Origin of the sequence: Aquicella lusitana (assembly GCF_902459475.1) — a bacterium.
GTDB classification, from domain to species: Bacteria; Pseudomonadota; Gammaproteobacteria; order DSM-16500; family DSM-16500; genus Aquicella; species Aquicella lusitana.
This window is the reverse complement of record NZ_LR699114.1, coordinates 75,338-98,681: the sequence shown is the minus strand read 5'-3', so window position 1 is coordinate 98,681 and position 23,344 is coordinate 75,338. Positions and strand designations below refer to the sequence as shown.

Genomic DNA, 23,344 nt, shown 5'->3' with positions numbered 1-23,344 from the left:
ACCGGTCAATAAATTAATCACATCATATCACCCATGCCGCCCATTCTTTCTCTTCCCATGGGGGATTTATTTTTGGGTAATTCAGTGATCATGCACTCCGTTGTAATCATCATGCCAGCAACAGAAGCTGCTTGCTGCAAGGCAGTGCGAGTGACCTTGGTGGGATCCAAAATGCCCATTTCTAACATATCGCCATATTCGCCGGTTGCCGCATTAAATCCATGATTACTTTTATTCTCTGTGACCTTATTTAAAACAACAGATGGCTCATAACCAGCGTTAACAACAATCTGTCTAATAGGTGCTTCTAGTGCACGGCAAATGAGTTGTACGCCGATTGATTGGCCGTCATTGTTGCCTTTAAGATTTTTTATTGATTGCATTACGCGAACCAATGCAACACCACCACCAGGCACAACACCTTCTTCGACGGCGGCACGAGTCGCATGAAGAGCATCTTCTACACGAGCTTTTTTCTCTTTCATTTCGACTTCTGATGTTGCGCCTACCTTGATGACGGCTACTCCGCCTGCTAATTTAGCAATACGCTCTTGCAGTTTTTCACGATCATAGTCAGATGTTGTTTCTTTAACGCGTGCTTTTAATTGTTGGATGCGGTCTTCGATATCCTTTTTCCCACCGCCACCATCAATAATGGTAGTGTTGTCTTTGGTGATGTGTACGCGTTTTGCTGTACCTAAATCATCTAATTTCACTGATTCCAGTGTGCGCCCTACTTCTTCGGCAATCACTTGTCCTCTGGTGATAACAGCAATATCTTGCAACATTTCTTTACGACGATCACCAAATCCGGGTGCTTTGACAGCGCATACTTTTACAATACCGCGCATTTGATTGACTACTAAGGTAGCTAAAGCTTCGCCTTCTATATCTTCTGCAATCATCAATAAAGGACGACCAGACTTTGCAACTGCTTCAAGTAGTGACACCAAATCCCGGATAGTAGTAATTTTTTTGTCGGTTATAAAAATGTAAGGATTCTCTAAATCAGCAGACATGGTTTGTTGATCCGTAATGAAATAAGGCGATACGTATCCACGATCAAACTGCATCCCCTCAACAACATCCAATTCATTTTCTAACCCAGAACCTTCTTCAACGGTAATGACACCTTCTTTACCCACTTTGGCCATTGCATCTGCAATAATTCGACCAATGGCTTCATCCGCATTGGCAGATATTGTCCCTACTTGTGCAATGGATTTATCGTCTTTACAGGGAACAGAGAGTTTCTTCAATTCTTCGACAGCTTGAGATACAGCCTTATCAATACCACGTTTTAAATCCATAGGATCATAGCCAGCAACCACTAACTTTAATCCTTCGGCAAAAATTTGACGACCTAAAACAGTAGCAGTAGTTGTGCCATCACCTGCTTCATCAGAAGTACGAGATGCAACTTCTCTAAGCATTTGTGCGCCCATATTTTTGAACTTATCTTTAAATTCAATTTCTTTGGCAACAGTCACACCATCTTTAGTAACAAGTGGCGCACCAAATGATTTATCGATCACCACATTGCGACCGCGTGGTCCAATAGTAATTTGCACAGCATTCGCCAAATCGTTAACGCCAGAGAGCATTAACTGTCGTGCTTCTTCACTGAATCGTAATTCTTTAGCTGCCATAGTCTTTATCCTCTTTTTATTTATTAATCAAACGCTGTTATTCAATAACACCTAATATATCTTCCTCTCGCATGACGAGGTATTCTTTGTCGTTCAACTTGATAGTTGTTCCAGAATATTTCGCAAAGACGACTTCATCACCTGTTTTAACTTGTAAAGATTGTATTTTGCCATCCACATATTTTCCGGTTCCTACGGCAATGATTTTTCCGCGCATGGGTTTATCTTTATCCGCTGTATCAGGTAAAACAATACCGCCTTTGGTTTTTGTTTCTTGCTCTTGAGGTTCGACAACCAGTCGATCGTTTAACGGACGAATGTTAAATGTAGTCATAGTAAATTTTCCTTGTAAATTATCAATAAATGACAGATTACTTCTATGTAACAGTGAATATAGGGATAGTTAATGAGAGTTCAAGTCAAAGTTAGCTTGAAAACGCTGACGCTAGTCAAATTTTGTTTGCATATTTTTTGTTAGTGATTGAATAAATATAATTATTTTTTCTCTTATCATGCGTGATCTCTATTCTAAAATACTATAATAAAAAAGGAGTGGTGAGAAAGGGGAAAAAAATGGGTGATTTAAGTACCCTCTTCGACCATTATTTTAAATCATTTTAGATATCTGCTTGTGGCATTGTGTGCGGTTAAGCCTAGTGTCACAGAGAACCAGAAAAGAATTGGAAAAGCGGTCAAGATCAGGTGTTGAATCGCCTCTTCATATTCAATTGTATTGTGATAAAAAGATTGTTGTTTATGCAGAATAGACAATATTGCATCATAAATGAATTAAATAAGTATGCACTCGCTGTCACAGAAGTAACATGGCTCACTATATTGACTTGTGAAAAGCGGATAATAATCTATGAAATTGATAAGATTTATGAGAATACCATTCCATTTATGATGTTTCCAATTTTATGGATAAAAATATGGGCTCAATAATTGGAATTGAATCGTTTTATTTTTATAGTTAGAAAAATGATTAATTAAAGAGGAACCAGGATGTCTCTTTCGATTGAAGAAATTCAAAAAATCGCCCATTTGTCACGGTTATATCTTGCAGATACAGATATTGCGGAATATTCAGTACAGCTTTCACGCATTTTAGATTTCATTGAAGACATGAATCAAGTTGACACCACCAACATTGAACCACTTGCCCACCCATTAGATATTCCTCAACGTTTGCGCGAAGATAAAGTGACAGAGCCTAATTTGCGCGATAAATTTCAAGCTATCGCACCTCAGGTGGAATCCGGGCTTTATCTTGTCCCAAAAGTCATTGAGGATGAATAATGACGTATAATCAATAAAGAAGAATGGAGGACTCTCTATGAAAGATAAATTAAATCAATGGACCGAAGCTAATAAGCCCCAAAAGGCAGCCGACTACTTTATTAATAGAATGGCCTTTACTATTGGGCCAGGAGACTTATTTGATGAAATGAAAAAGAATAAAGACGACGTTAACATTATCGATGTCAGAAATGAGGAAGATTTTAAGAAAGGTCACATCCCTGGAGCTATTAACCTTCCTGAAGAAAAATGGCATACCTTATCAGGCCTCAACAAGGATTTGATGAATGTCATTTATTGCTACTCAGTGGAATGTCATTTAGCAGCAAAAGCCGCGGCTCAATTCGCAAAGTCGGGGTTTCATGTAATGGAACTCCAAGGTGGCTATGATCGTTGGAAAGAGAAGAACTTTAAAATAGAAACAGAAGAATAGTTCTTATTTTCACTCGAATTTTGAATTTAAACCCACAAAAATCCTAATAGATCGTATGATTTTTATAAAAATCATACGGTTAAATACAATTATTTTCCTTATAAATCATACAGTTAAACTCTTGAAATTTTAAATTTAATTTTTATAATAATTACTAGAAGGGACTCTCAAGCATACGGTAAGGAAGTAAAAATGACTCAACTTTGATGATAATTGTTCGGAGGTAATGATGTATGAATACGTTAATACCTTATGAACCAGCGAAGTTGATAAATGATATGCATAATCTCATGGAAAATTTATGGCAGCGCACATTTGATTTGGATACGAGGAATGCAAGTGGAAGAACAGGTCAATGGTTGCCTGCTATTGATATAAGAGAAGAAGAGGATAAATTTTTAATCTCGGCGGATTTACCAGGCGTAGATCCAAAGGATATCGACATTTCGCTGGAAAATAACGTGCTGACATTGAAAGGAAAACGAGAGGAAATACATGAGGAGAAAAAAGGATCTTTCTATCGTATGGAACGTATGCAAGGACAATTCTATCGGCAGTTCACTCTACCGACCGCTGTTGATAGTAAGCATATTACTGCAAAATCAAAACAAGGCGTGTTAGAAGTGATCGTACCGAAGAAAGAAAAAACGGAAATCAAGAAGATTGAAGTAAAAGTGGAAGAATAACCTATTTCCCCGGCAATAAGGAGGTTGTATCGGGAAAATAGGGTTATATATAAACTAACCTCAGTTATGGTTAAGCAATTGAGGACATCCAAAATTTACTTCTGCTGATAGACGGTTTTTTTGCTTTTAAACAGTAACCTGCTAAACCACTAACAAGATTAACCAGAAAATTTACCGGACTGCGATGTCGAGTATGCTCAATATGGCAGATAGATTTAAGTTGATCAATGACGGTTTCTACAATGCTTCGCTGATATGCATTAGTTCCGATCTAATCTGACACTTGCTACTTGAAAAAAGTAAGGTTACCCGTTTTGATAGTTATGTCGAGTAAAAATCAAAACATTAAAGAGGTAACCTTATGTACGAGTGTACGCAAAAAATCATTAAAAACAAGGTCGGTCTGTTAAATTTGGCAGAAGAGCTAGGGAATGTATCAAGAGCCTGCAAGGTAATGGGCTTCTCCAGAGATACGTTTTATCGTTATAAATCAGCAGTTGAGCAAGGAGGCATTGAGACCTTGTTCGACAAGAGCAGACGGCAGCCAAACATCAAGAACCGCACCGATGAAGCTACAGAGAATGCTGTATTGGACTATGCCATTGAGTACCCCGCGCATGGTCAATTAAGAGTCAGTAATGAGCTTAGGAAAAGAGGTGTTTTTGTTTCTCCTAGCGGTGTTCGTTGCATCTGGCTAAGGCATGATTTGGCATCATTTAAACAGCGTCTAACCGCACTGGAAAAGAAATCTGCCGAGGAGAACTTAATTCTAACTGAAGCACAACTGGCCGCGCTAGAACGCAAAAAAGACGATGATATGGCCTGCGGTGAAATTGAAACAGCACATCCTGGCTATCTTGGTTCACAAGATACCTTTTATGTTGGCAATCTCAAGGGTGTTGGGCGCATTTATCAGCAAACATTTGTTGATACCTACTCCAAAGTGGCTCATTGCAAGCTATATACCACAAAAACACCGATTACATCTGCTGACCTGTTAAATGATCGTGTGTTGCCATTCTTTGAAGAACAAGGCTTGGGCTTGCTGCGCGTATTAACGGATCGTGGCACTGAGTTTTGCGGCAAGGTAGAGCAACACGATTACGAGTTGTATTTGGCGCTCAATGATATTGAGCACACCAAAACGAAAGCTCAATCACCCCAGACCAATGGCATCTGTGAACGCTTTCATAGGACGATTCTGAATGAGTTTTATCAGGTTGCTTTCCGAAAGAAAGTTTACACAACTATTGACGAGTTGCAAAAAGATCTGGATGATTGGCTCGGTTATTACAACAATGAACGCACACATCAGGGTAAAATGTGTTGTGGCCGAACTCCGATGGCGACATTGATTGATGGTAAAAGAATCTGGAAGGAAAAAGTTGATAATCTCAACTTGAACTGACAGTAAAACCGTAACTGAAAAACGGGTAACTGTCAGATCAAGTCGGAACTTTTACAGCTGATAAAGAAAAAATTTTTCGAACGCGCTTAGCATTTTTTTCTTCATGTTTTTTCTAACTTTCGTAATCAATTTTATGCCTCGTTTTGCAAGCGACTCCGCTAATTTTTTGCTGATGTATCCTTTATCGCCCGCACCAAAACCAGTTAATCCTTGCATTAATTTTTCAACAACTTCTCTATCATCAACATTTCCTTTTGTAATGCAAAAACTCATAATTTCTCCCTGGTGATTGATCGCTAAATGTAATTTGAATCCATAAAAAAAGCCTACAGAACAGTGTCCGCGTTCAGCAATGCCTTTAAAAACTTTATTTCTGTAAATTCGACGATTGTGGCATACAACCATTTTTGTAGAATCCAAATAATACAATCCGGTGTGTTTTCCTGTTCTTGATAGTACATACGCCGTTAGTGGTGCAAGCAACCTTGGCATGAGTGCAACAAAACGTGGATAGCTTACCGCTTTAGGAAATTCTCGAAAAAGTTGGCCTAACACACAATCCAGATAAAAATCCTTGAATGTGCGATAGTGGCTTAAGTGAAATAAAATCATGATCGTCATCATCTCGCTTTCACTTAATTCTGTTTTCCTCTGACGTTTGCCTTTAGGTAAGGGCAAAATTTTATTTGCAGATTCTTTTACATGGTTCTTGTAAAACTCATCAATATCACAGAAAATTTCAACGATCGGCGCTAGTAGCATTTTGACTCCATTCAAAACCTTGGGCGGTTAAAAATGGCAAAATTTACCAAGCGCCTTTCTTATTTTCAATCTTTTCAAAAAGTTAAAATTCGCTTATCCATAACTGAGGTTAATGTAAGTTTCAATATGTTGAGACACTGTCATCTGCTGCAGGTTACTCTGCAAAGGATAAGACAAGAGTTTATCTTTTTTCAATTCGCTTATTGTAGTCTCAATGCTCGTAATAAATTCATTTATTTTTTCTAGATTATCATTGTTCTTATCGGTTGGTTTGGCGGGTTGATCCGATTTGGGTGTAAATAAATTTGGTCTTCGGTTCTGCATAAACTATCTCCTATTTTGTATGGCAAGAACGCATTGATTAGCAATTCCATAAAAATAAATCAAGCGTTATTGACTCTTTTAATAAATATAGCGATGATAAGCGTCAATTTTTATCTTAGTTAGAGTGAGTACAAGGAATGTTAAATAGATACAATGAAGCACCTGAAAAAGCAAAAGAATGGGGCGCCATTCTCTATACTGCATTTCTCGCAACCATGTTTATCGTTACCCTCGCGATGAAGACAAAAGAACTGTTTGCAAAACGCAAACCACATAAAATCCTTCCTCCCAAAAATCATGGTATGGCTCACCATGCTGAAACAACTACAGATAAAAACGAACAAAATAAAATGGTTCGGCATGGCGAAGTGCCAAAAGATAAATCTTTCATGACAACCACCCAACTTTATCTCACTGATCAGTTGGGACGAAATCTGGCCGCTACTAAAAAAAAACCAAGGCCGCATGCCCCTCATTCAAAAAAAGACAGCACAGAAATAGCGAGATTAATTGAACTTCGCCAGGCGAAGAGAGCCGCAGCGAAGATTGCGCTTAAAAACGCGCAAAACGCAAAATTAGAAAAAAACATGCAACATAAGCAAGAATGGCAAAATAAAAAAAAGCAGCGCACAGCTACGATGTTCGCCACACAAGCATCGCATGAAATGATTGCTACTAATAACAATTCTCTCACAACACCCCAGGTTACACGGAAGAAACATAATTAATAAACCGCAAAAAATAAAAAATCTCTGCACACGACAAAAAACTGTCATCCTGAGCGCAGCGAAGGATCTCCTTTTGTACATCGGGAGATCCTTCGCTGCGCTCAGGATGACAGTATTATTGAGTATTTTGTAAAATGGCCAAAGCCCAGTTTATGAGAGGTTATTACAATACTTCCCGACAACCTGTGCCGAAAACCCTGGATTGCTTCGCTACGCTCGCAATGAAGCAGCAGTAAAATTTATTCACATGAGCAGAAACCTTTCACCTTCTATGTGCAACAAGACGATCAGTACTGTATTTGTTGCTGCATGGGCTGCGGCTGCGGCTGGGATGGAGGCTGGGTTTGCTGCTGCTGTGGAAGCGTTGGTGTTTCTGGTTTCCTTAACTCTCTATAAACATCTTCAGCGCTATAGGGTTGATCCTGATAAAGCTGATAATATTTTTCAGGCTGCTGCGAACTGATTAAGTTGTCTAAGCGCTGAGCCTGAGGCTTGAATAGTCTGGCAAAGAAGGAACCGGAGATAAAATCCTGGCCGGGGATATCGCCCGCTTTATAAATATGCAGCATGATCGATATGAAGATGAGGGAAATAATATAACCTCTCGTAAATCCCAGCGTACCGCCAACTTTGCGATTTAATGCGGCATAGGGAAACGAAAAAAACTCAGTAAATCCGGTAACAGTCAACGCCGCTTCGCATAAAGAAAATACGCCAACAAAACATATTAACAAACTGATCGAATACATCACCTGATTAAGCAAGCCCGTTGTTAAAGGACCGGACCCAATCGCGGTCATGAAATTCTGGACAAAGGGGCTGTCAATCACATCGGTAATCTGAGGGGAGCTGTTAAAAAAATTTGCTAACGGAACAGTAAAACGGATGGAAAATATCAGCGCAATACTCAAGCACATCATGGAAATAATTTCTTTTGTCGCGCCCCTGGCCATGCCAAGAATGGTATTAAGCACTAAAATCAAAAAGATAAAAAAATCCAACCCATTCCAATTAGCCATTCGTCTTATCTAACCTCCAAAGTCTGCACCCAGCCTAATGAAGAATATCACGAAATATTTCATTTATTCCAATGCTAAATAGGATTTTAACAAAACCAATCGCCTCATTCGCCATCAAACTACTGGCTCCATCGGTAATGAATGCTTTTTTAACCAGCGTGCGATTGCGCCGGGAATACGGTCGCCCGTCTTATCGCTCACATAGATACCAATATGGCCGCCGGGGAAAATTTTTTGAGAGTAAACTTTCGAACCTACGTGCTCTTTAAGCGGAAGTGAGGCGCTCATGGGCACAATTTCATCCTGACGAGCCATGACATTTAATATGGGTATTGTGATATTTTCTAATTTTATTTTGTGACCGTTTAAAGCTATTTCTCCCCGGATAAATTTATTCTGCTGATAAAATTCACGGATAAATTCAGAAAAAGCACCTGCTGCCTGATCGGGCGAATCGTTAATCCATTTTTCTACTCGCAAAAATTTCTCAAGCCACGCTTTGTTGGACAAGTTATCCATTAACCGCAGATATTTTCTGCCAACCAATTCAAAAGGCCGCAGCGAAACAAAAAACTGCGCCAACAGCACACCCGATACGTTGCCCGTCAATTTTGTTAAGCTGTCAATATTGATATTTTTAACCAATTTCGCGATCACATTATCGTGCGTGTGAAAATCGATAGGCGTCGAAATTAACACCATATTTTTGATGTGTTGAAAAAGTGAAGCATAACATAAAGAGAGCACACCGCCTTGGCAAATGCCGAGCAGATTGATTTGAGGTTGTTGGTCTCTCTCTCTGATGAACGATATACACTGATGCATATAGTGAGTTACATAATCACCCATCGTAATATGTTTGTCGTCAATATCAGGGTAACCCCAGTCAAGAAGATAAACATCCATTCCATTTTTTAGCAAGCCATGAATAAAGGATTGTTCGGGGAATAAATCCAATACCTCAGGCCTGTTCACCGTTGCAAACACAACCAGCAAAGGAATAGCAAAGCATTTTTTTCGCTTTGGTTGATAATGGAAAAGTTTTACCTTCCCGCATTGAAAAACCTGTTCCCTCTCGTTATAGCGATATTCAATTTCATGCGCTCTGCCTAGCGCATTCCATCCTTGCAAAAGTTGCTCATGAAACAACTTGTTTTCTTGCATCATCTCTTCGCCGTAAAAATTATTTGGACAAGGCCGATTGCCAAAATTTAAAAGTTGCATTCATGAATTCGCCATAGGCTTCCTGATACGTTTTAGTCATCAATGATTGCTGATAGACTTCATGGCAACAGGTGAGCCATAAATCGTAGAGTTCGCGCACATTTTTTACGGGATTATTTTCCCGGGAGCGATTTATCCAGCGGTTAACCGTCATATCCAAGGCTTCGTTATACATGCGTGAAATCATCATCCAGTAAAGGTGATACGCCTTTTGCTCCTCGGATAATTGGGAAAATTCCCATTGCTTCTTAAGCATCTCAAGCCACTGATAGATTTGCTTCAGATGCTCTTCAGGATTGGCCAATGTATTCTCTGTAAACAGGTCTTTCAGGTTTTTTTCAGTGATTTCAAAAAACTGCCTGCTTTGTTGCATCCACAATTCGTACCAGTTTGAATGGGTATCAAATTGACTTTCCTTGTCCATGCTTTTCTCCTTATCTTATCTTTGTTCAGCTCTGCGACGATGATAATCATTATTTAAAATTGCCAAAGCGCAGGAAACCGTGCTAAGGCGTATATCATGAATGTGGCTCATCAACACAGGCACCCGACCGCCCAACACCAGACCCGCATTACGTGACTCTGCCAGATATTCGAGTTGTTTGGCAAGAATACTGCCTGTTTCGAGATTGGGCACAACGAGGATGTCCGCTTTACCAATGACTGGTGATTCGATGCCCTTTGCTTTCGCCACTTCCGCTGAAATGACATTGTCAAACGTCAGCGGTCCATCCAGTATGCCCCCCTGAATCTGACCCCGCTCAGCCATTTTGCAAAGTGCCGCAGCATCAACAGTGGATCGTAACGTGGCGCTGACGATATCAGAGCCGGCAAGAATGGCAACCTTGGGTTCTTCTACGCCCAATGCCAGAGCAAAATCAATTGCGTTCTGGGTGATACTGCGCTTGACCTCCAGATGCGGATCCGGATGAATAAAGGTATCCGTAAGAATAAGCGCTTTGGGATAAGTAGGCACATCCAATACAAGCGCGTAACTCAATGCGCGTTCAGTCAGCAATCCCTTATCAGGCTTTTGCATAACTCGCAGCAAATCTTCCTTGATGGCGCCGCCGCGAATAATAATTCCTATTTCGCCTTCCCGTGCGAGCGTGATAGTTCTGTTGATAGCTGCATGTGAGTTTTCCACATTGATGATTTCATAACCGCTCACATCTATTTTTGCCATTTCGGCCGCATGCAAGATTCTTTCTTTGGGGCCAATCAGCATGGGATCAATCAGTCCCGATTGCTGGGCATCATGCACAGCTTCGATAATTTTTTCGTGAATAGGAAAAATCACCCCTGCTCTCAAAGCACCTAGCGCTTTTGCTTTAACAACATAATCTTTAAAAAGCGAATAAGGCCTGCGCAGGCTGATTTCAGGTAATTCGGTTTTTGGTCGCCGTATCTTTTTCGTAGGCGCGATGACTTCAGCCTGCCCTTCCATGACAACTTCATCTTTCTGGTTTCGACACTCACAGGAAAAAATAACACGTTTTTTTTCGGGTATCTTTTCGATAGCGGTCACTTTAACCGTAAGCGTGTCGCCAATGCCTACGGGTTTTTTAAAACGAATGGTTTGACCAACATAGATAGTACCTGGACCTGGCAGTTGCGTTCCCAGCACTGTGGAAATCAGTGCGCCGCCCCACATGCCATGACCGATAATTTTGTGAAACATTTCGCTTTGGGCGTATTCCTCATCAACATGCGCAGGATTGATATCCCCGGACATAATGGCAAAAACCTGAATATCCTTTTCACCCAATGTGCGTGTCAGACTGGCTGTATCGCCTATTTGTATTTCATCAAACGTACGATTTTCCAAATATTCCATGTCATCCGCCTCAGTCCTTTGATGAGGTTAGTTTAACATGTTTTGATGGTCATTCTTGCTGAAAAAATGTGGGAATGGCTTAACGTTTGCTGGAGTCTAACAGATGATGGCACTCATCTCTCCCTTCCCATTACAGAGAAGAGAGAGAAAGCGCTACAACGATCAAGTCTTCTTCAGTACTACGCGATAAATCCAGGCGCAAAGCAGGAAGGTGACGATAACACTTAAGATCCCTGCGAACGGCATATATTCATCGGGCATAATGCGCAAAGCATCAGAGCTTTGCTGGATGGCAAAGGGAATTGCAAGAATCACGCCCATCAATGAAGCGCCTGCAACGATGCCGCACGCCAGCAGTAAGCCACGATGACGGTGTGCGTGCACCTTGGGCTCATCGGCAGGTTCGCCACGATGGTAGAGACGATTCAACCGGGCCTGAATGATGTAGGCCAGGATGCCGCCGATCACCACCGGCACGGAACTATCAAGAGGAAGATAAATACCCAAACCCACCGCAAGCACTGGCAATCGGGTACCAAACCGCTTTTTTAGAATTTCATCGATAACAATGGAAACCACAGCAATGAAAGCCCCTATGCCGATCATGCCCCATTGCAGCTGGTGGCTAAATGCCCCTTTGGCAACGGTCGCCATGAGGCCTGCCTGCGGTGCGGCCAGCATTTGTGCAGGATTCATGTCGGGACGAGGAAAAACGCCGCCAATGCCGTAGGCATTATAGAGCAACTGCAAAATAGGCGGGATCACGAAGGAAGACACAACAACACCCAAGATCAGCATGACCTGCTGTTTCCAGGGCGTTGCGCCTACAATTTCGCCCACCTTGAGGTCCTGCATGGTGTCATTGGAAATGGCGAGCGCCGCGCCTATCACGACCAAACTGCCGATCGCAACCACTGAGCCAATCATTTCTTTCATTTCCTCACTCCACTCGGTTTGTGTGGTGAAGAAAGCTATAAAAATCAGGCAGATAACCAACAATGCGGATACAAGCATGCCGGAAACAGGACTGTTCGTCGAACCAATCAAGCCTGCAAAATAAGCCATGACAGAGCAGAAAACAAAGCCGCCAATTAAGATATAAAGCGTACTAAAACCCGAAATAAAATAACGGAAGCCGGATGAAATGGGCGCATCCTGCGGAATGATGGTAAAAGCGATCAGGAAAAATATGGGAACCAACAAAATAATCGCCGCGATAAAAACATAATGGATGGGAATATCGCGTTCGGTGCGTACACTCGCTTTTCTGTTTCCCAGGCGAATTTCACGCAGTGTCGCAAACGAAGTAGCCATACTGGTTATCACCGGCTTAAACAGTGTACACAACGTCCAGAGACCGCCGATCAGCATGGTGCCCACACCAATATAACGTATGTGTGAACGCCACATCATAATTGCCATCTGATTAGCTGTTTCTGCATCAGGCATGCCATAGTACCAGGTAAGCACAGGCACACCAGCAATCCAGCCTAATACAATCCCCACCAGCAGACTGAGCGCCACATTAATACCGACGATATAACCGGCTGCAATCAGCGCAGGTGAAAGTCCAAGACCAAAACCAAAAATGGTTGTCTCGGCCCTGACCCAATACTGGAAGCTATCTGTCAGTACCTGAAACCCCGTTTGAAACAAAGCAATCACCGCACCGACAATGCCGCCTACCGTGAGCGAATTCAAATCGCCTTTTTCACGATTGGCGCTCGCTTTCAGTACATTGCCAATCGCTACCGCTTCGGGATAGCGGAGCGTTCTATCCTGCAATAAAGCGCGGCGCAATGGAATAGTAAAGAGCACGCCAAGACCACCGCCCAGCAAACCCGTCACGACGGTTTGCCAGTAGTTGAACTTGTCCCAGACATGCAGAATGATGAGTGCCGGCAAAATAAAAGCAATTCCCGCTGTCAGCGCTTCGCCGACTGAAGCCATGATTTGTACCATGGTATTTTCCAAAATATTCGAGTTTTTGAAAAAACGCAGAATACCCATGGAGATCACCGCGGCAGGAATGGAAGCTGAAACCGTGGTTCCCACTTTCAACCCCAAATAAGCATTAGCAGCAGCAAGGACGACGGTCAGAATGACTCCCAGCACAATCACGCGCAGGGTAATTTCAGGCAGCGAAACATCCGCCGGTATAATGGGGCCATGATTATTCGATTCACCCGTTTTTCCTTTCATATTATTCGTGGCACTCATGAAAAAACCTCATTTTTTATCAAACTCCTACACCCGTGGCATGCCACGGTCCTTGCGCGATGGGGTTTCAAACAGGGAGAATCGCGATTCCCCGTTGACGAATTGAATTTTCATTTCTTACAGAAGGCAGCAGTCAGCGGATGGTCATTTATAGTCGTACCATGCGTCTAACACCGAATGCAGCTCATCAATTCCTTTCCCTTTGAGAGCGGAGAAACTTTGCAAAGTAACAGAATTGTGATACCTCGTCAAAGCTGCCTTGACTGACTGGAAGGTTTTGGCAACAGCGCCTTTACTCAACTTGTCCGCTTTGTTCAGGAGGATGTGCACAGGGAGATTATAGCGGTCACAATACTCCAGCAATTGTAGGTCTAACTCCTTGAGAGGATGGCGAATATCCATCACAAGAATGATACCGCGCAGCGATCCACGTGTTCGGATATAGGCATCGACTGTTTTTTGCCATTGCTCTTTGGCGGCCACAGGCACCCTGGCGTAGCCATAACCCGGTAAATCCGTCAGACGCCGCCTTTCATCCAGCACAAACACATTCACGTGCTGGGTTCGGCCAGGCGTTTTACTGACACGAGCCAAGCCTTTACTTTGCGTGATTCGATTCAGCACACTGGATTTTCCGGCATTGGAACGCCCTACCATGGCGACCTCAATTCCTTCATCCGGCGGTAACTGTTTGACATCTGCTACACTTAGAAGAAAATACGCTTTTTGATAGTGTGATGACATATAATGGCTCTTTATTTTTGTCTGCGACAACGCTTACCCGTCGCTTAATCGTTATGGAAACCCACATGATACTGAATTCTTTAAACCCAGCACAGCAAGAAGCTGTGCGCGCACCATTAGGCCATCAGCTCGTGCTTGCCGGTGCTGGCAGCGGCAAAACGCGGGTGTTGACGCATCGTCTGGTATGGCTGGTGGAAGTCGAAAAAGTGTCGCCTTTTAATATCCTCGCCGTGACTTTTACTAATAAGGCTGCGCATGAAATGCGCTCCCGCATCGAATCGCTGCTGCAGATTCCCGCAAAAACCCTGTGGATTGGCACCTTTCATGGCCTGTCACACCGACTACTGCGCGCTCATTGGCAGGAAGCCGGTTTGCCCCAGTCATTTCAAATCCTTGATTCCGATGATCAATATCGCATGGTTCGCCGCGTGATTCTTACGCTCAATCTCGATGAAGACCGGTTCCCGCCCAAAGAAGCGCAATGGTTTATCAATGCGCAAAAAGAAGAAGCGCGCGAGCCGCATCAAGTCGAACCACGGGACATGAATGGCCAAACGATGATAAAGATTTATCAGGCTTATCAGGAAGCCTGTCAGCGCGCTGGCGTGATTGATTTTGCTGATCTTTTGCTGAAAACCTATAAGCTGCTGCAATCCAACGACACGTTGCGCGCTCACTATCAAGACCGCTTTCGCTGTTTGCTGGTAGATGAATTTCAGGACACGAATGCCATTCAGTATGCGTGGTTAAAACTGCTCGCAGGAGAAGAAAATGCCGTCATGATTGTAGGGGATGATGATCAATCCATCTATGGCTGGCGCGGTGCACGCATTGAAAATATTCAGCGTTTCTCCAAAGATTTTCCGGGTGCCAAAATCATTCGGCTAGAACAAAATTACCGTTCTACCGGAACGATTCTGAAAGCGGCTAATGCGCTGATTTCGCAAAATTCCGGCCGGCTTGGCAAAAATTTATGGACGGAAGGCAAAGACGGCGACCTCATCACCGTTTACGCCGGATTCAACGAAACCGACGAAGCTTTTTTCATCGTTAACCGCATTCGCGAACTTCGCCAAAGCGAACATAGCCTGCGTGAGATGGCTATTCTTTACCGCTCAAATGCGCAATCGCGCGTCATAGAAGAAGCGCTCATGCAGTTTGGCATTCCCTATCGCGTGTATGGCGGTTTGCGTTATTTTGACCGCGCAGAAATTAAGGACGCGCTCGCTTATTTGCGCATCATCGCTAATCGTTCCGATGATCCTGCCTTTGAACGCATCATCAATACGCCTACGCGTGGCATCGGTGATCGCACGCTAACAGTCATTCGCGATCATGCTAAAGCAACCGGATTAACACTGTGGGCCGCACTGGAACAATTGTTGCAGCAGAAATTTTTTACCGCGCGCACTGAAAACGCACTGCTTGCTTTTGTTAATCTGATCACCTCCATGACAGAAAAAACATTACCGCTGGAGCTGCATAAGCAGGTGGAATATGTTCTCTTCGCAAGCGGTCTCATGGATCATTATCGCAAGGAAAAAGGTGAAAAAGGATTAACACGACTTGAAAACCTTGAAGAATTAGTCAACGCCGCACACCAGTTTACTCAGGAAGGCGTGCCGGATGATATGCCGCCAATCGCCGCTTTTTTGGCTTACGCCGCGCTTGAATCCAGCGAAGAACAGGCAGAAGCGTATGAAGATTGCGTGCAACTGATGACATTGCATTCTGCGAAGGGGCTGGAATTTCCTGTCGTATTTTTGGCAGGATGCGAAGAGGAACTTTTTCCGCATTACCTCTCCATGCATGATCCCAAAGCCATCGAAGAAGAGCGGCGTTTGTGTTATGTGGGCGTCACTCGCGCAATGAAAAAACTTTATATGACCTATGCAGAATTAAGACGCATGCACGGCAAAGAAGCTTACCATCGGCCTTCGCGGTTTCTGCATGAAATCCCTGCCGAACTTATTCATGAAATCCGATTTCGCGCTAAAGTATCACGGCCCCAACCCATCGCCAGCACTTTCAAACCGGAAGCGCAAGGCAAATTTCGTATCGGTCAGGAAGTCCACCATCGCATTTTTGGCGATGGCACTGTCATTGATCTGGAGGGTGACGGCGATGACATGAAAGTAAAAGTGCGATTCGCAAAAGTGGGCACGAAGATGTTGATTGCGAGCTATTTGTCAGCGAAATAATGCGTGAAAGCGGGAATGATGTTTCTTTTATCCTACCCGCTTTACCGTTAACTTTATGCCCTTCTCCTTTTTTTCTTCTTTTATAATAGCAGATGGATAATTGAATAACAGACAATTCTGGTAACTATATTGCTGAATAACCCGCTCATTATGCTGATCGACGCGCGATAAAAAATCTGCGGGCAACACACTTAACTGATGAGCTTCGTAAAAAAACAACGTCAGTGGCGGGCCGAAAGGCGGGTTGACGATACTAATCACTTCACTGTCCATGATAAGGTTCATTTTTTTATACACTTCCTGATATTCAAGCGAAGTTTGAAGTACTTTGGCTCTAAAAGCTGCAGACAAAGATACCAATGGAATATGATTTCCAAAATCATAACCTTTGATAGGATCAGCTCTAACGATTTTATTTGTTAACATGCTATCGTCAACAAAGTCTATCCAGTTCGACGTGATTGTATGTAACAACTGGCGCGGAATTAATTCATTTGCCCGAGGCTCTGTCATCAGATCAATTTGCTTATTTAAAGATTTATATCCTTCCTTAAAAAAATGATCCTTACATATCTCAATCACAGAAAAAAATTCCGCACCGCCTGATGTTTGACATTTGAGGGTACAGCTATAATCAATAACGGGTGTATTTTCATTATCAGGCAGCACTGACATTGCCAAATCATCCTGCACCGGCTTACGTTTTTCGGAAGAATAATGAATGCACTTCATGTTGGGAAAAAGAGGATCAAATCCTGATGGCGTTATTTTTGTGAAAATAGTTAATTTAGGCACAGCGCCACATTGCACATGCACCACTTGATTGACATAGTGATTTTCATTGATGGCAACAGGAAAAGATGACAGCAGTAGATAAAGATTTTCAGGCAAACTGGAGGCCATACGCTCAATCGCTGTTAGCAATTTATCAAAATCTTTTTTGGTTAATGGGCTAGGCGTATAAAATGCCGCCTCATGAAACAGAAGCCGGGTCACTTCATTTTCATGGCCTTCCTTTAATGATCTTTGCCCATTCTCATCATGAGAAAAATGATTTTGCAGGTGATATTCAGTAGCGATATCTGCTACTAATGCTACCATGTCCCGCATCCTTTTTAATGTCGGGAATTTCATGTGCCGATAAGGATTTTTATATTGAAATTCACCGCGACCCTTGTCCGATTGCCGCACCACAATATCCGATATCGTAACGGGTTGATTAAGCCTATCCAGCTTCCGAGTTTGGTGTTTCTTAAGAACATGATAGGATTTGTCTTTAGATTTAAACGCTAAACGCATTGCAATTGGCGGCCTCGTTTTATTTGTTTAAAGTCATCGGTTTTATGCAGATAATGCGATTAAATTCAGTGCGCTACCGTTATCTACGGCTAAATTATAATTTATTAATATTAACAATAGATTAACAGCGGCACATTTATGTATTCATTGCTAAGAAAAGCTTTATTCACACTTGATCCCGAGCGATCACATTATATTGCTATGCAAGGCCTGCAGCTCGCCTATCAATTGCGTCTCTTAAATCGGCTGCCAGCCATTCCGCCCCGTCCGCGCACTGTCATGGGCCTTACTTTTCCTCATGCAGCGGGACTTGCCGCGGGGCTTGATAAAAACGCGGATTATGTGGATGCACTTGCAGCACTTGGCTTTGCGTTTATTGAAATCGGCACCGTTACACCGCAACCCCAAGCAGGCAATCCGCGTCCGCGGTTATTCAGATTGCCCGAACAGGAGGCCATTATTAATCGCATGGGTTTTAACAATAAGGGTGTCGAATACGTTGCGCGCAAACTGGAACAAACCGCTTATCGCGGCATATTGGGGATTAATATTGGGAAAAACAAGGATACCCCGCTTGAAAACGCAGCAGATGATTACTTGTTTGGGTTTCGCCATTTATGGAAATTCGCAAGCTACATGACTATTAATATTTCATCGCCGAATACCGCAGGATTAAGGGATTTACAGCAGGGCGACATGTTGAAAGCGCTCTTAGGTGCGCTCAAACAGGAGCAGCAACAGATTGAAAAAGCGCATCAAAAATATGTCCCGCTGGTTGTAAAAATTTCGCCGGATTTATCTGCCGACGCACTCCAGGCATTGGCGCAGGTTCTGATAGAGCAACGCATTGATGGCGTCATTGCCACTAATACTACACTGGAACGACAAGGAGTCGAACAGTCTGCGCATGCAAAAGAAACGGGCGGATTAAGCGGCAAGCCACTACAGTCACGCAGTACTGAAACCATCCGCGCGTTACATAGTATGTTGCAAAATCGCATACCTATTATTGCTTCTGGCGGCATCATGGATACTGCTTCAGCAAGTGAAAAATTAAAAGCCGGTGCGAGCCTGCTACAGGTTTACACCGGCTTTATTTACAAGGGGCCGGCTATTATTCGCCAATTAGCGACGCTTTAACCTGGCCAGATGAGCGAAATCTTCTTCAGGACCACTCACATTTGTAGGCAATATGCTATAACGATTGCTAAGAAAGCGCTGATCGCCGGATTTAACAAGTCGCGCATCCTCTGTCTGCAGAGCTTTTTGATATCGCTGCATAACAGATTTCGCCAGATGGGAGGTTGGATCAGCCGCTAATGCCTTTTGGACGTAAGCTAAACTGGCATTTTTCTCACCCAATTTAAGACAAACCTTGCCAAGCATCGCATACATTTCAGCCTGGTGTTCGAATGTTAATGCATTTTTTTGCGCGGACGAGGCGGAGTTAAAACGTTTCACCATGTTCAGCAATACTTTTTTGCATTCATTAAAACTTCCCATCTGATATAAAAGCTCTGCCTCATACATATAACCGCGCCTGTAAAGAGAGGCACTTTGGGAAGCAGCGTGAAATTCTTTTAATGCCTCTGCTTTTTTATTTGTTCTTTCCAGCAGCATGCCATGAACCAGATGAATCTGTGGATTGACTGGATGCGTTTTTTTCACTTCTTTGATGGCAACTTCCAATTGGTGAATTTCATCCTCCAGTTCATCGCCCTTAAGCCCTCTTACCAGCGTCTCAAGTTTATTAATTTCTTTTTGCAGGGAAAAATAATTAGTATTCTGTTTGCCGTATTGTGTTGCATTACCACGTTGCTTAAAAAATCTAGTTAAAGACATACTCACTCCATTTGATCTTATTAATTCGCAAAAATACGAATCAGGCTGCGAATAGTCGGCATATATTATTTTTTCATGACAGTGACTAACAGGCATGAAATTGTATAAATAACACGCTTCAAATAGCAGACCGGTGATTGACAACGATTGGTTTTATTCTACTGTCACTGACTTCGCCAGATTACGCGGCTGATCCACATCCGTGCCTTTGAGCACAGCAACGTGATAAGCGAGCAGCTGCAGTGGGATGGTGTATAATATCGGAGTTAGCAAAGGATGCAAGCTTGGCATAGGAATAATGTGCGCATCTGCAAATGCATCCTGATGGAACAGATGCGTCTGGTCAGTCAGCACATACAGCTTGCCGCCGCGTGCGCGTACTTCCTGCAAATTGGAAAGGCTTTTTTCCAACAATGTGCCGCCCGGAACAGTTGCGATCACCGGCATACTCGTGTCTACCAGCGCAAGCGGCCCGTGTTTTAATTCGCCCGACGGATATCCTTCGGCATGGATGTAGGAAATTTCCTTCATCTTTAGCGCGCCTTCCAGCGCGATCGGATACAAGGTACCGCGACCAATAAAGATTGCATGCTGTTTTTCGGTAAAAGCTTTTGCCCAATTCGCAATCATCTCATCTTGCTGCAGCACTTTTTGTATCAAGCCAGGCAAATTCTGAAGCTGCTCAATCAGCTCTCTATCTATTTTTTCATCCGCCTGTTTATTCTGCTGACGCAATGTCAGCGCTAACAAAAGCAATGCGGTCAATTGCGTAACAAAGGCTTTAGTGGACGCCACACCAATTTCTACGCCTGCGCGCGTCAGAAAATGCAGATCGGCTTCCCGCATCATGGTGCTGCCTGGTACATTGCAGATAACCAGAGAGCTCAAATAATCCATTTTTTTAGCAAGCCGCAAAGCAGCCAGCGTATCTGCGGTTTCGCCTGACTGCGAAAGCGTGACAAATAAACTGTTTTTTGATTGCGCCATTTCACGGTAACGAAACTCGCTTGCCACCTCAACCGAACAGGGAATCCGGGCCAATGATTCAATCCAGTAACGCGCAACCATCGCCGCATGGTAACTCGTTCCGCAGGCAATCAACTGCACATGTTCCACTTGCGGGAAAATAGTTTCTGCCTTGGGACCAAAAATGGCGGGCAGCACATGGCTTTTGGTAATACGCCCTTCCAGGCAGGAAGCGATCGCCTCCGGCTGTTCCATGATTTCTTTTTTCATGAAATGCCTGTATTCACCGCGCTCAATCGCATCCAGTCCTACTGAAAGTGTATGTGTTTCTCGGTTGACAGCCTGTCCCTGCCTGTCATAAATCTGAAAAGCATGCAAGCCAAGGTCAACAATGTCGTAATCTTCGAGATAAATAAACTGTTGGGTAATGGAAAGCAGCGCCAGTGGATCAGAAGCAATGAAGTTTTCATTCTGGCCTTTACCGATAACGAGCGGCGCGCCCTGGCGTACGCCGATGACCCGGTCAGGATAATCGGTAGAAAAAACACCCAGCGCATAAGCGCCTTCCAGTTCATTCACGGCGGCGCGCACGGCGGAAAGAAAATCGCCCATTTGGGTATAGTGATAATGGATAAGATGAACAGCCGTTTCCGTGTCGGTTTCAGAAAGGAACTGGTAACCCTCGCGTAGCAGCTTTTCGCGCAGGATGGAATGATTTTCGATGATACCGTTATGAACCAGGGCAAACTTGTCATGTGAAATAAAAGGATGGGCATTCTGCTCTGAAGGCACTCCGTGCGTCGCCCAACGCGTATGGGCAATTCCCATATGGGCATAAAGCGGCTGTGTGCTCAGGGCATTTTCCAGCTCCCGCACTTTACCCGCCACACGCAGGCGTTTCAATTGGTGCTGCGCATCGATCACGGCTATCCCTGCGGAATCATAACCTCTATATTCAAGTTTTTTTAAGCCATCTATTAACAAGCCTGCAATAGGCCGTTTGGCAACAGCACCGACGATACCGCACATAAAATCCGGATTCCTTAAAACTGACAAACGGGGGATTATAGCGTGATACCGTGATAGAATGCGAGAATTGCTTGGGTTCGACGGGCATTATTTGTGCTAAAAATGAGCGAAATAATTTTGCAAACTCTGTACACGACAAGTGGGAGATGACAATTTCTACAGAAATAGCTGTCATCCTGAGAGCGTTTTTTTGCTCGAAGGATCTCCCGATGTACAAAAGGAGATCCTTCGCTCAGGATGACAGTTTTGTAAACGCTTTTCAAAAATGGCCAAGATCCCGTTATAAACCGGGCCCTGGAATGGGACGGCGTTTGAGTTGAAGGAGCTGTTCATTCAGCTTTTTTTGCACCTTCTTTATATCCAGGCTGTTCTCTTCTAATCCCTTGTTCAACTCTTTTTTTGATTCTTCAATGCGACTGTTTTCACCGAGCAGGGACGTCAATTTTTCTTCCTCACGGTTCAGAACCGTCTTTTTCCATCCTATGTCCAGAGCCAATCCCTTTAGATATTGGGGGCTCAGTATTTGCAGAATCTGATCGATCTTTCCCTTGTCCAGGCGCAATTCTGACATTTGCTGTCCTAGATGATGAAAGGTTTTTTGGGCGATTTCAGCCGCTTTTTTCTCACTCCCAACAGGATTCATCCCCCAAAATACGACTTCTTTTGCCGTTTGTTTTTTAATATCAAGCAGCATTTTGGTCATGGCTGATTTCATGTCTTTTTGGCTGAATCCACCAATATCTGATAATAGCTGTACGGCATTCTCAGCCACTTTATCAAGTTCCGCATGGATAGCCATTTCGTCGTTATGCAAAAACGCTTTTTTCACATTGAGCTCTGATACAGGCTGTTCCCGCGCGTCCTTATCGAGCGCAAGTGTGGCATTGATTCCTTTTAATAAATTGCTCTGTTTTACGACGGCTTCCTGCACCTGCTGTTTCTCTTTTTCATCAACAAGGTTCAACTCTGTTATTATCGCATCAGAGAGTTGAGCCATGCGCTGAAGAGGAGGTGGAGTTCCCAGCACAGCTTTTAAAGCATTCTCGACCGCGGGCGACCAGGACAAGGGCTGGCCAGAAATAGTCATTAACTGTTGCTGTGTATTTTGTAGAAATTGGCCTAGCTGATTAACAAACTGCTGGCCACTCTGCTGATGGACCGTATTCCATGTATTTGCAAGCTCATTCTGACGAGTAATCAGTTGGGCGATTTGCGTCGCCATGTTCTCGTTTTTGCTAAGAAGATTTTGAAGTTCCGTAGTTAACTGAATAATGGACTCGGGCAAAGCTGTTTTTTGGTGTTGCATCATTGCAGCACGCAGCGCTTCTCTTGCATGGCGATCCTCAGCAGCCCGTTCTGCATAATAAGCGATAGCTGTAAACTCTTCTTTCCTTTTTGACTCTTCTCTCAAAGCTGCAAGGACAAGATTAAATTGCAATCTTTCAATATCTTCATGTTTAGCCACCTCCTCAAGTAATAGAGCATTAAATTCCCTATTAATAATGGTACCCGGAATATTAATCGCGCGAGACCAATCAAATCCTGTTCGGGGATGATTAATTTCCTCCAGTATCTGCAATGTGGCTAATAATTTTGGAAACGCTTTTCCCTCCGCCAAGAGGCGCTCAGATTCTTTCCATATTCCACTTCCAAGAAAATTTTTCATGGCTACCT

General features: G+C 43.3%; 20 protein-coding genes and 2 pseudogenes. 7 read left to right on the top strand and 15 right to left on the bottom strand.

All coding sequences use genetic code 11. From position 1 onward, the window contains the following. Nucleotides 1–17: 17 nt before the first annotated feature. Entirely contained in the window at nucleotides 18–1,649 is a 1,632-nt protein-coding gene (gene groL, locus AQUSIP_RS00415) for a chaperonin GroEL (RefSeq protein ID WP_114835499.1), read from the bottom strand. A 37-nt stretch (nucleotides 1,650–1,686) separates the two neighbouring features. Then, complete coding sequence (locus AQUSIP_RS00410) at nucleotides 1,687–1,983, bottom strand: co-chaperone GroES (RefSeq protein ID WP_114835498.1); 297 nt, start codon at nucleotides 1,981–1,983, stop codon at nucleotides 1,687–1,689. Between the two features lie 671 nt (nucleotides 1,984–2,654). On the opposite strand from AQUSIP_RS00410, the gene gatC reads away from it, so the two are divergent. From gatC to AQUSIP_RS00395, 3 genes are all read left to right on the top strand, one after another. Further along, nucleotides 2,655–2,948 carry an Asp-tRNA(Asn)/Glu-tRNA(Gln) amidotransferase subunit GatC gene (gatC, locus tag AQUSIP_RS00405; protein WP_114835496.1) on the top strand — a complete coding sequence of 98 codons (294 nt, stop codon included), beginning with the start codon at nucleotides 2,655–2,657 and terminating at the stop codon, nucleotides 2,946–2,948. 37 nt (nucleotides 2,949–2,985) lie between these two features. Then, complete coding sequence (locus tag AQUSIP_RS00400; RefSeq protein ID WP_114835495.1) at nucleotides 2,986–3,381, top strand: rhodanese-like domain-containing protein; 396 nt, start codon at nucleotides 2,986–2,988, stop codon at nucleotides 3,379–3,381. 233 nt (nucleotides 3,382–3,614) lie between these two features. Beyond that, a complete protein-coding gene (locus AQUSIP_RS00395; RefSeq protein WP_114835494.1) occupies nucleotides 3,615–4,067 on the top strand; it encodes an Hsp20/alpha crystallin family protein in 453 nt (150 codons plus the stop codon). Nucleotides 4,068–4,137: 70 nt separating this feature from the next. Here AQUSIP_RS00395 and AQUSIP_RS00390 read toward each other — a convergent pair. Further along, a pseudogene (locus AQUSIP_RS00390) lies at nucleotides 4,138–4,320 on the bottom strand (transposase); the annotation flags it as partial. Nucleotides 4,321–4,428: 108 nt separating this feature from the next. Here AQUSIP_RS00390 and AQUSIP_RS00385 point away from each other — a divergent pair. Next, complete coding sequence (locus AQUSIP_RS00385) at nucleotides 4,429–5,475, top strand: IS481 family transposase (protein WP_114835537.1); 1,047 nt, start codon at nucleotides 4,429–4,431, stop codon at nucleotides 5,473–5,475. A 57-nt stretch (nucleotides 5,476–5,532) separates the two neighbouring features. Here AQUSIP_RS00385 and AQUSIP_RS00380 read toward each other — a convergent pair. Beyond that, a pseudogene (locus AQUSIP_RS00380) lies at nucleotides 5,533–6,237 on the bottom strand (IS982 family transposase); the annotation flags it as partial. Nucleotides 6,238–6,330: 93 nt separating this feature from the next. Further along, nucleotides 6,331–6,561 carry a hypothetical protein gene (locus tag AQUSIP_RS00375; protein ID WP_114835147.1) on the bottom strand — a complete coding sequence of 77 codons (231 nt, stop codon included), beginning with the start codon at nucleotides 6,559–6,561 and terminating at the stop codon, nucleotides 6,331–6,333. A 137-nt stretch (nucleotides 6,562–6,698) separates the two neighbouring features. On the opposite strand from AQUSIP_RS00375, the gene AQUSIP_RS00370 reads away from it, so the two are divergent. Then, nucleotides 6,699–7,289 carry a hypothetical protein gene (locus AQUSIP_RS00370; RefSeq protein ID WP_114835146.1) on the top strand — a complete coding sequence of 197 codons (591 nt, stop codon included), beginning with the start codon at nucleotides 6,699–6,701 and terminating at the stop codon, nucleotides 7,287–7,289. A 287-nt stretch (nucleotides 7,290–7,576) separates the two neighbouring features. Here the strand turns inward: AQUSIP_RS00370 and AQUSIP_RS00365 are convergent, their stop codons facing one another. The 6 genes from AQUSIP_RS00365 to yihA all read right to left on the bottom strand — a co-directional run bounded on the left by AQUSIP_RS00365 (nucleotide 7,577) and on the right by yihA (nucleotide 14,333). Beyond that, a complete protein-coding gene (locus AQUSIP_RS00365) occupies nucleotides 7,577–8,308 on the bottom strand; it encodes a CvpA family protein (protein ID WP_114835145.1) in 732 nt (243 codons plus the stop codon). A 114-nt stretch (nucleotides 8,309–8,422) separates the two neighbouring features. Beyond that, complete coding sequence (gene phaC / locus AQUSIP_RS00360; RefSeq protein ID WP_114835144.1) at nucleotides 8,423–9,532, bottom strand: class III poly(R)-hydroxyalkanoic acid synthase subunit PhaC; 1,110 nt, start codon at nucleotides 9,530–9,532, stop codon at nucleotides 8,423–8,425. Next, nucleotides 9,492–9,956: a poly(R)-hydroxyalkanoic acid synthase subunit PhaE gene (locus tag AQUSIP_RS00355; RefSeq protein WP_114835143.1), complete on the bottom strand. Its 465-nt coding sequence runs from the start codon at nucleotides 9,954–9,956 to the stop codon at nucleotides 9,492–9,494. Before AQUSIP_RS00355 ends, phaC begins: the two co-directional genes overlap by 41 nt. Before the next feature lie 15 nt (nucleotides 9,957–9,971). Further along, nucleotides 9,972–11,369: a bifunctional enoyl-CoA hydratase/phosphate acetyltransferase gene (locus tag AQUSIP_RS00350; protein WP_114835142.1), complete on the bottom strand. Its 1,398-nt coding sequence runs from the start codon at nucleotides 11,367–11,369 to the stop codon at nucleotides 9,972–9,974. A 162-nt stretch (nucleotides 11,370–11,531) separates the two neighbouring features. Further along, on the bottom strand, nucleotides 11,532–13,589 hold the full coding sequence (locus AQUSIP_RS00345) for an OPT family oligopeptide transporter (protein WP_114835141.1): 2,058 nt from the start codon (nucleotides 13,587–13,589) through the stop codon (nucleotides 11,532–11,534). A 144-nt stretch (nucleotides 13,590–13,733) separates the two neighbouring features. After that, a complete protein-coding gene (gene yihA / locus AQUSIP_RS00340; protein WP_114835140.1) occupies nucleotides 13,734–14,333 on the bottom strand; it encodes a ribosome biogenesis GTP-binding protein YihA/YsxC in 600 nt (199 codons plus the stop codon). A 53-nt stretch (nucleotides 14,334–14,386) separates the two neighbouring features. Here yihA and uvrD point away from each other — a divergent pair, with 53 nt between their 5' ends. Beyond that, nucleotides 14,387–16,534 carry a DNA helicase II gene (uvrD, locus tag AQUSIP_RS00335; RefSeq protein ID WP_114835139.1) on the top strand — a complete coding sequence of 716 codons (2,148 nt, stop codon included), beginning with the start codon at nucleotides 14,387–14,389 and terminating at the stop codon, nucleotides 16,532–16,534. A gap of 27 nt (nucleotides 16,535–16,561) precedes the next feature. On the opposite strand, the gene AQUSIP_RS00330 is transcribed toward uvrD, so the two are convergent. Continuing rightward, nucleotides 16,562–17,833: a hypothetical protein gene (locus AQUSIP_RS00330; protein ID WP_114835138.1), complete on the bottom strand. Its 1,272-nt coding sequence runs from the start codon at nucleotides 17,831–17,833 to the stop codon at nucleotides 16,562–16,564. A 138-nt stretch (nucleotides 17,834–17,971) separates the two neighbouring features. Here AQUSIP_RS00330 and AQUSIP_RS00325 point away from each other — a divergent pair, with 138 nt between their 5' ends. After that, a complete protein-coding gene (locus AQUSIP_RS00325) occupies nucleotides 17,972–18,973 on the top strand; it encodes a quinone-dependent dihydroorotate dehydrogenase (RefSeq protein ID WP_114835137.1) in 1,002 nt (333 codons plus the stop codon). Here AQUSIP_RS00325 and AQUSIP_RS00320 read toward each other — a convergent pair. The 3 genes from AQUSIP_RS00320 to AQUSIP_RS00310 form a co-directional block, all read right to left on the bottom strand. Then, nucleotides 18,959–19,675: a tetratricopeptide repeat protein gene (locus AQUSIP_RS00320; protein ID WP_114835136.1), complete on the bottom strand. Its 717-nt coding sequence runs from the start codon at nucleotides 19,673–19,675 to the stop codon at nucleotides 18,959–18,961. The genes AQUSIP_RS00325 and AQUSIP_RS00320 overlap by 15 nt on opposite strands. 153 nt (nucleotides 19,676–19,828) lie before the next feature. Next, complete coding sequence (gene glmS, locus AQUSIP_RS00315; RefSeq protein ID WP_114835135.1) at nucleotides 19,829–21,670, bottom strand: glutamine--fructose-6-phosphate transaminase (isomerizing); 1,842 nt, start codon at nucleotides 21,668–21,670, stop codon at nucleotides 19,829–19,831. A 280-nt stretch (nucleotides 21,671–21,950) separates the two neighbouring features. Next, entirely contained in the window at nucleotides 21,951–23,336 is a 1,386-nt protein-coding gene (locus AQUSIP_RS00310; RefSeq protein ID WP_114835134.1) for a hypothetical protein, read from the bottom strand. Between the last annotated feature and the right edge of the window lie 8 nt (nucleotides 23,337–23,344).